General features: G+C 60.0%; 8 protein-coding genes and 1 pseudogene. 7 read left to right on the top strand and 2 right to left on the bottom strand.

Features of this window, described 5'->3' with window-relative positions; all coding sequences use genetic code 11:
- The 5 genes and pseudogenes from ACR6A7_RS20365 to nth form a co-directional block, all read left to right on the top strand.
- Positions 1-234, top strand: a pseudogene (locus ACR6A7_RS20365) (electron transport complex subunit RsxC); the annotation flags it as partial.
- Complete coding sequence (gene rsxD / locus ACR6A7_RS20360) at positions 235-1,293, top strand: electron transport complex subunit RsxD (RefSeq protein WP_434127071.1); 1,059 nt, start codon at positions 235-237, stop codon at positions 1,291-1,293.
- A 3-nt stretch (positions 1,294-1,296) separates the two neighbouring features.
- On the top strand, positions 1,297-1,929 hold the full coding sequence (rsxG, locus tag ACR6A7_RS20355) for an electron transport complex subunit RsxG (protein WP_434127070.1): 633 nt from the start codon (positions 1,297-1,299) through the stop codon (positions 1,927-1,929).
- Positions 1,922-2,626 (top strand): electron transport complex subunit E, encoded by a 705-nt coding sequence (locus tag ACR6A7_RS20350; protein WP_434127069.1) that lies wholly within the window; start codon positions 1,922-1,924, stop codon positions 2,624-2,626. The genes rsxG and ACR6A7_RS20350 overlap by 8 nt, the downstream gene beginning before the upstream one ends.
- Complete coding sequence (gene nth / locus ACR6A7_RS20345; protein ID WP_434127068.1) at positions 2,623-3,258, top strand: endonuclease III; 636 nt, start codon at positions 2,623-2,625, stop codon at positions 3,256-3,258. The genes ACR6A7_RS20350 and nth overlap by 4 nt, the downstream gene beginning before the upstream one ends.
- A 24-nt stretch (positions 3,259-3,282) precedes the next feature.
- Here nth and ACR6A7_RS20340 read toward each other — a convergent pair whose 3' ends face one another.
- Positions 3,283-3,981, bottom strand: a complete 699-nt coding sequence (locus tag ACR6A7_RS20340; protein WP_434127067.1) for a CTP synthase C-terminal region-related (seleno)protein — start codon at positions 3,979-3,981, stop codon at positions 3,283-3,285.
- 577 nt (positions 3,982-4,558) lie between these two features.
- Here ACR6A7_RS20340 and dtpA point away from each other — a divergent pair.
- Positions 4,559-6,055: a dipeptide/tripeptide permease DtpA gene (dtpA, locus tag ACR6A7_RS20335; RefSeq protein WP_434127066.1), complete on the top strand. Its 1,497-nt coding sequence runs from the start codon at positions 4,559-4,561 to the stop codon at positions 6,053-6,055.
- Between the two features lie 145 nt (positions 6,056-6,200).
- Positions 6,201-6,806, top strand: a complete 606-nt coding sequence (gstA, locus tag ACR6A7_RS20330) for a glutathione transferase GstA (RefSeq protein WP_434127065.1) — start codon at positions 6,201-6,203, stop codon at positions 6,804-6,806.
- A 34-nt stretch (positions 6,807-6,840) separates the two neighbouring features.
- Here the strand turns inward: gstA and pdxY are convergent, their stop codons facing one another.
- Positions 6,841-7,704, bottom strand: a complete 864-nt coding sequence (gene pdxY, locus ACR6A7_RS20325; RefSeq protein ID WP_434127072.1) for a pyridoxal kinase PdxY — start codon at positions 7,702-7,704, stop codon at positions 6,841-6,843.
- Between the last annotated feature and the right edge of the window lie 39 nt (positions 7,705-7,743).

The raw sequence follows: 7,743 nt of genomic DNA, 5'->3' as shown, positions 1-7,743 counted from the left end.
GTCGACGACGCGCCAGCGGTCGACCCGCGCAAGGCGGCGGTTGAAGCCGCCATCGCCCGCGCCAAAGCGAAGAAAGCCGCTGCCGCGCAGGCATCAGAAAAGGACGTCGTGACCCTCGACGTTGCAAACCGTGATGCGCGTCCGTCGGATGACGCGCGCAAGGCAGCGGTCGCTGCCGCTATCGCCCGGGCGAAAGCGCGTAAAGCGCAGCCGCCGTCGACGTTTGAGGAATAAATGGCTTTTCGTATCGCAAGCTCTCCCTATACCCATAACCGTCGCAGCACCGGCAACATTATGTTGCTGGTGGTGCTGGCGGCGGTTCCCGGCTTCGCCGCGCAGTGGTATTTCTTTGGCTACGGCAGCGTGCTGCAGGTGCTGCTGGCGGTCCTGACCGCGTGGCTGGCGGAAGCGGCCATCCTGCGGCTGCGCAAGGCGCCGATAGCGCCCAGCCTGGCGGATAACTCCGCGCTGCTGACCGCCGTGCTTATCGGCATCAGCCTGCCGCCGCTTGCGCCCTGGTGGCTGGTGGTCATCGGCACCCTGTTCGCTATCGTGATCGCTAAACAACTCTACGGCGGTCTTGGGCAAAACCCTTTCAATCCGGCAATGGTCGGCTATGTAGTGCTGCTGATCTCCTTCCCGGTGCAGATGACCAGCTGGCTGCCGCCCGACGCGCTGCAGGCGGTGAAGCCCGGCCTGCTCGACTCACTGAGCATGATCTTTACCAGCCATACGCTGGCGGGCGATACCATGCAGCAGCTGCAGCTCGGCGTTGACGGCGTCAGCCAGGCGACGCCGCTGGATACCTTTAAAACCGGCCTGCGCGCCGGGCACAGCGCGGAGCAGCTGCTGGCGCAGCCGATCTATACCGGCGTGCTGGCCGGCCTCGGCTGGCAGTGGATCAACCTTGGCTATCTGGTCGGCGGCCTGTTCCTGCTGTGGAAAAACGCCATTCGCTGGCATATTCCAGCGGCGATGCTGCTGTCGCTGGGGTTCTGCGCCACGCTGGGCTGGCTAATCTCGCCGGAGAGCCTAAATACGCCGCTGATACACCTCTTTTCCGGCGCCACCATGCTCGGCGCGTTTTTTATCGCCACCGATCCGGTGACCGCCTCCACCACCAACCGCGGACGTCTGCTCTACGGCGCGCTGATCGGTCTGCTGGTGTGGCTGATCCGCAGCTTCGGCGGCTATCCCGACGGCGTCGCCTTTGCCGTGCTGCTGGCAAATATCTGTGTGCCGCTGATCGATTACTACACGCAGCCGCGCGTCTACGGCCATCGCAAGGAGTGATCGATGCTTGAGACTATCCGTAAAAACGCCGTTACCCTGGCGCTGTTCGCGGTGTTCACTACCGGTTTGACCGCCGTGGTGAACTACGTGACCAAACCGACCATTGCCCATCAGACGGCGCTGAATCAAAAAAACCTGCTGGATCAGGTGGTGCCGGTCGATCTGTACGATAATCAGATCCAGCGCGAATGTTACCTTGTCACCGACCCCGCGCTGGGCAACGCCGCGCCGCACCACCTCTATCTGGCGCGCAAAGGGGATCTGCCCGTAGCGGCCGCGCTTGAGACCACCGCGCCGGATGGCTATTCTGGTGCGATACAGATGCTGGTCGGCGCCGATTTTCACGGCAAGGTGCTGGGCGTACGCGTCATTGAACATCATGAAACCCCCGGCCTTGGCGACAAAATCGAGCTGCGGATCTCTGACTGGATTAACAGCTTCAACGGCAAAGTGGTGCACGGCGCCAATGACAAAGCCTTTGCGGTAAAGAAAGATGGCGGCGAGTTTGACCAGTTTACCGGCGCCACCATTACGCCGCGCGCGGTGGTGAACGCCACTAAGCGCGCCGCGCTACTGATTGAAACGCTGAGCGGCAACGTCTCGTCGCTGCCCGAATGTGGAGACGCAAATGAGTGAAGCCAAAAACCTGCTGGTAGGCGGCCTGTGGAAAAACAACTCGGCGCTGGTGCAGCTGCTGGGGCTCTGCCCGCTGCTGGCCGTCACCTCGACGGCGACCAACGCGCTGGGGCTCGGCCTGGCGACCACGCTGGTGCTGACCATTACCAACAGCGCCATTTCCGCCTCGCGCCGCTGGGTGCCGTCGGAAATCCGCATTCCAATCTACGTGATGATCATCGCCTCGGTGGTGAGCTGCGTGCAGATGCTGATCAACGCCTACGCCTATGGCCTGTATGAGTCGCTCGGCATCTTTATTCCGCTGATCGTCACCAACTGCATCGTGGTCGGCCGCGCCGAAGCGGTCGCTTCAAAAAGCAGCATTCCCCTTGCGGCGCTGGATGGTTTCGCCATCGGCATGGGCGCCACCTGCGCCATGGTTACCCTGGGTTCGATTCGCGAGCTGATCGGCAGCGGCACCTTGTTTAACGGCGCGGATCAGCTGCTCGGCCCCTGGGCCAGGGCGCTGCGCATTGAGGTGGTGCACTTCGACTCGCCGATGCTGCTGGCGATGCTGCCGCCAGGCGCTTTTATCGGCCTCGGCATGCTGCTGGCCGCGAAATACCTGATCGATCAGAAACTGAAACAGCGCGCCGCCCGCCGCGACGCTGAAGCAGCGGCGGCCGCGCCGCACGCGCCTGCAGGGAAAGCGGTGTGAATCAGGCGAAACGCAGAGAAATCCTTACCCGGCTGCGGGACAATAACCCGCATCCCACCACCGAACTCAATTTTACCTCCCCGTTCGAGCTGCTGATTGCCGTGCTGCTGTCGGCGCAGGCAACCGACGTCAGCGTCAATAAGGCGACCGCGAAGCTCTATCCGGTAGCGAATACCCCCGCCGCGATGCTGGCGCTGGGCGTAGAGGGCGTAAAGGAGCATATCAAGACGATCGGCCTGTTTAACAGCAAAGCTGAGAATGTGATCAAGACCTGCCGTATTCTGCTGGAGCAGCACGGCGGCGAGGTGCCGGAAGATCGCGCCGCGCTGGAGGCGCTGCCAGGCGTCGGGCGCAAAACGGCCAACGTGGTGCTGAACACCGCTTTCGGCTGGCCGACCATCGCCGTGGATACCCACATTTTCCGCGTCAGCAACCGCACCCGCTTCGCGCCAGGCAAGAACGTGGAAGAGGTAGAAGCGAAGCTGCTGAAAGTCGTGCCCGCTGAGTTTAAGGTGGACTGCCACCACTGGCTAATCCTGCATGGCCGCTACACCTGCGTTGCGCGCAAGCCGCGCTGCGGCGCCTGCCTGATTGAAGATCTGTGCGAGTTCCCCGACAAGACGGAAATCTAACGGGCGCGTCGCGCCCGTGATACGCTAGCGCCCTGCCAGCGCCGCCTGCAGCCAGGCGATCACCAGCGGCGAATCTTTCCCCTGCAGCGCCGCCCGCTCCGACTGGAACAGCGTTGCGACAAAGAAAGGGTGATCGGTCAGCTCAATGCCGCGCACATCGCCTGAAGCATCCCAGGAGGTGATACGCAGATTCTCTCCTTCCAGCGCCTCGCTGAAGGCGGGGTTAACGCCGAAATTACAGTGGTAGCCCTCATCGCTTGACTGCGCGCCATAGGCCTCGGCGATGCGCGAACCCGGCGCGAACCTGACTTCGCCCCGCTGCTCCACCAGCGAACAGCTGAGCGGCGCAATTACCATGCGGCCACCCTCGTCGGTCTCGGCGTGATTCGCATCCTGCCAGTCCAGCACGTTGCGGGCATACTCAATCACCGCGTACTGAAAACCGCCGCAGGAGCCGAGAAGCGGGCGCTGCTGTTCTCGCGCCCAGCGTAGGGTGTCAAACACCGCCTTATCATTTTTATAAGGGCTGCCCGGCACAACCCAGACGGCGTCGCTCTCTTTCACGACGCTTAAATCGCCGAGCTGGTCAGTAGGGAGCCAGCGGAAGCTGACGGCGGCGCCCAGATGCGCGGCGGCGCGCTCGATAGCCAGAGGAATTGCCTGATGGGCAACGGCGCTGGCGCGGTAATCGCCCACCAGCGCCAGGTTTAATAAAGCGGCCATGAATACGTCCTGTAGATGGAAATGTCGAGGTTAGCGGATCGCTATTTTGATGTCGAGATGGCAAAAATCGCATTTTTTTGCCCCTGACCGCATGCGCAAACGCTTTCTTTTTTTACCTGATGAATTAATTGGCGGTTCTGTGCGAAGGATCAACTTTTACCTGTTCGTTCTCATTACTGGAAGCCTTTTTGCTGTTTTGTTGTTCAAATTAGCTGATAAATCCGTTAATACCAGCATAATAATCCGGTCAATTATCAAACGACGATACCCTGACCTGTTAAATCAGTGCCAGGCAGCTTATATGGTTATTGTTAGCCTGAGCAAGTGATAGACAAACGTTTATTCTGGTAGAATGATTCCTGCTGAAATTAAAACCCATTTTACAAAGTCAGATCGGTTTTTAAACCTTACACAGACCAGGCTTTTCAGCATTCAAAAAATTCTTGCCCTGATGCGCGTTATCAGCCACATTAGGCGCCGCTTTTCCCTACTAATAACAATGTCGCGCATGGAATCCTGACATGACGCGGACTTATTTCCTGTCGTAAAACAGGGTACGCGAAAAACTGAGGTACACGTGTCAACTGCAAACAAACACACCGATGAGGCCGTTAGCCTCAATGCGTTCAAACAGCCAAAGGCCTTCTATCTGATCTTCTCAATTGAGTTGTGGGAGCGCTTCGGTTTCTACGGCCTGCAGGCCATCATGGCTGTTTATCTGGTTAAACAGCTGGGCATGTCGGAAGCGGCTTCTATTACGCTGTTCGCCTCTTTTAGCGCGCTGGTTTATGGTCTGGTGGCCATCGGCGGCTGGCTGGGCGATAAAGTGCTGGGCACCAAGCGCGTTATCGTGCTGGGCGTCATCGTACTGGCGCTGGGTTACGCGCTGGTGGCCTTCTCCGGTCATCACGTCGGCATGGTCTACGTCGGCATGGCGACCATCGCGGTAGGCAGCGGGCTGTTTAAGGCGAATCCCTCTTCGCTGCTCTCTACCTGTTACGAGAAAGATGACCCACGCCTCGACGGCGCCTTCACCATGTTCTACATGTCAATCAACGTCGGCTCGCTCTTCTCAATGATGCTGACCCCCTGGCTGGCGGCGAAATATGGCTGGAGCGTCGCCTTTTCCCTTTCGGTCATCGGGCTGGTGATTACTCTGCTCAACTTCCTGTTCTGCAAGGGTATGGTGAAAAACTACGGCTCGAAGCCGGACTTCGCGCCGCTTAACGTCGGCAAGCTGCTGATGACGCTGGTGGGCGTGGTGATGCTGATCGCTATCGCCACCTGGCTGCTGCACAACCAGACTATCGCGCGTATGACCCTGGGTGTGGTCGCGCTGGGCATTATCCTGATCTTCGCCAAAGAGGCTTTCTCGCTGAAAGGCGCGGCGCGTCGCAAAATGATCGTGGCATTCCTGCTGATGGTCGAAGCGATTGTCTTCTTCGTGCTCTATATGCAGATGCCGACCTCGCTTAACTTCTTTGCGATTCGCAACGTCGAGCATACTATTCTGGGCATTACTTTCGAACCTGAGCAGTTCCAGGCGCTCAACCCGTTCTGGATTATGCTGGCGAGCCCCCTGCTGGCGGCAGTTTATAACAAGCTGGGCGACCGTCTGCCGATGCCGTTTAAATTCGCTATCGGTATGGTGCTCTGCTCGGCCGCCTTCCTGGTACTGCCACTGGGCGCGAAATTCGCCTCCGATGCCGGTATCGTCTCGGTTAACTGGCTGATCCTGAGCTATGCGCTGCAGAGTATCGGCGAGCTGATGATCTCCGGCCTCGGTCTGGCGATGGTGGCGCAGCTGGTGCCGCAACGCCTGATGGGCTTTATCATGGGCTCCTGGTTCCTCACCACCGCTGGCGCAGCGATGATCGCCGGTAAAGTGGCGGGCCTGATGGCCGTGCCGGAGAACGTAACCGATCCGCTCGCCTCACTGAACGTCTACAGCAGCGTCTTCCAGCAGATCGGCATCGTGACCGGCGTGATCGCCGTGCTGATGCTGCTCACCGCGCCGCTGCTGAACCGCATGGCGCAGACGCCGCAGGAAGAGCTGCAAAAAGCAGAGGCCTGATCGTTCAGGTGACAGGCAGCCGGGCGATGCGCCCGGCTTTTTTTTATCCTTTTCCGGGCCAGGGCCGACGCTTGATCGCGGTCACTGGCAATTCGGCGACGAGGCATTAAGCTGCAATGATCCTGTCGCAATCCGGAGGTCCGTGATGAAACTCTTCTGTAAGGCTGGCGCCTGCTCGCTTTCGCCGCATATCGTGCTGCGTGAGTGCGGGCTCGACTTCACACAGGTTAATGTCGATCTGACGAAAAAAGTCACCGAGTGCAGCGAAGATTACTGGCAAATCAATCCAAAAGGCCAGGTGCCGGCGCTGGAGCTGGATGACGGCACTCTCCTGACCGAAGGCGTGGCGATTGTGCAGTATCTGGCGGATTTGAAGCCCGATCGCCAGCTGCTGGCGCCGGTCGGCAGCCTGACGCGCTATCACACGCTGGAGTGGCTGAGCTTTATCAGCAGCGAACTGCATAAAACCTTCACGCCGCTGTTTAAGGCCGATACGCCCGACAGCTACAAGCCTCTGCTGCGCGCCCGGCTGGAGCAGCAGTTTCGCTTCGTCGACAAGGCGCTGAAGGACAAGCAGTGGCTGATGGGGCTGCGCTTCAGCGTGGCGGACGCCTATTTGTACGTGATGGTGCGCTGGGCGCATGCGCTGAAGCTGGAGCTGGAAGGGCTGTCGGCGCTGGAGGCCTGGTTTGAACGGGCCTCACAGCGGCCTGCGGTGCAGGCGGCGCTGAAGGCGGAAGGCGCGGCGTAATTTATGGGGCCGATACGATATCGGCCCGGCAGATTTAGAGCGCTTCGGCGGCGAAGTGCTGGGTCGGCTGGGCGATAGCCTCCTGCGCCGCTACCAGCTGCAGCTCATATTCACCCATCGCGTGCGTGGTCAGCATCACTTCATACACGGCGGCGGTAACGTGTTCCAGCGCCTGCTTCAGATCCTTGCCGTGCAGCAGATTGACCAGCAGCAGGCCGCTGGTGAGGTCGCCGACGCCGACCGGCTGACGCACGCCGAAATCGACCAGCGGACGGCTGATATGCCAGGCCTCTTGCGCCGTGACCAGCAGCATCTCGAAGCGATCGCTGCGTCGTCCGGCGCGCGCCAGGTGTTTCACCAGCACCACGCGCGGGCCCTGCGCAATCAGCGCGCGCGCCGCCGCGATCGCCTCTTCTACGTTGGTGACGCTGCGCTCGCTGAGCATCTCCAGCTCCAGCAGATTCGGCGCGATAATGTCGCTGGCGGGCATGGCGTACTTGCAGTGATACTCCGCCACGCCAGGCGCCACGATGCACCCTTTTTCAGGATGTCCCATCACCGGATCGCAAAAAAACCAGGCGTCCGGGTTGGCGGCTTTCACCATGCGCACAATCTCCAGGATCTGTTCACCCTGCTCAGCCGAGCCCAGATAGCCGCTCAGTACCGCATCGCAGGTTTTCAGCCGGTCGATAGCGCTGATGCCTTTGACGATCTCCGTCAGGTGCGTCGCGGGCATCACCGTGCCCGTCCAGTGGCCGTATTGGGTATGGTTTGAGAACTGTACGGTGTTGAGCGGCCAGACGTTGGCGCCCATGCGCCGCATCGGAAATTCGGCGGCGGCGTTGCCAGCGTGGCCGAATACCACATGCGACTGAATTGCGAGAATATTTTTCATTATGTTCTGAACTGCCTTGCCCTTGCCTGCCATAAAAAAGGG

Origin of the sequence: Pantoea phyllosphaerae (genome assembly GCF_051025595.1) — a bacterium.
In the GTDB taxonomy this organism is placed as follows: domain Bacteria; phylum Pseudomonadota; class Gammaproteobacteria; order Enterobacterales; family Enterobacteriaceae; genus Pantoea.
Note: the sequence above shows the minus strand (reverse complement) of the source record. Positions and strands in the feature narration are given on the sequence as shown.

What these genes read in the sequence shown, in the direction of transcription:
- rsxD (WP_434127071.1), top strand. Translation starts at nt 235, where the DNA reads ATGGCTTTTCGTATCGCAAGCTCTCCCTATACCCATAACCGTCGCAGC.
- rsxG (WP_434127070.1), top strand. Translation starts at nt 1,297, where the DNA reads ATGCTTGAGACTATCCGTAAAAACGCCGTTACCCTGGCGCTGTTCGCG.
- ACR6A7_RS20350 (WP_434127069.1), top strand. Translation starts at nt 1,922, where the DNA reads ATGAGTGAAGCCAAAAACCTGCTGGTAGGCGGCCTGTGGAAAAACAAC.
- ACR6A7_RS20340 (WP_434127067.1), bottom strand. Translation starts at nt 3,981, where the DNA reads ATGGCCGCTTTATTAAACCTGGCGCTGGTGGGCGATTACCGCGCCAGC.
- gstA (WP_434127065.1), top strand. Translation starts at nt 6,201, where the DNA reads ATGAAACTCTTCTGTAAGGCTGGCGCCTGCTCGCTTTCGCCGCATATC.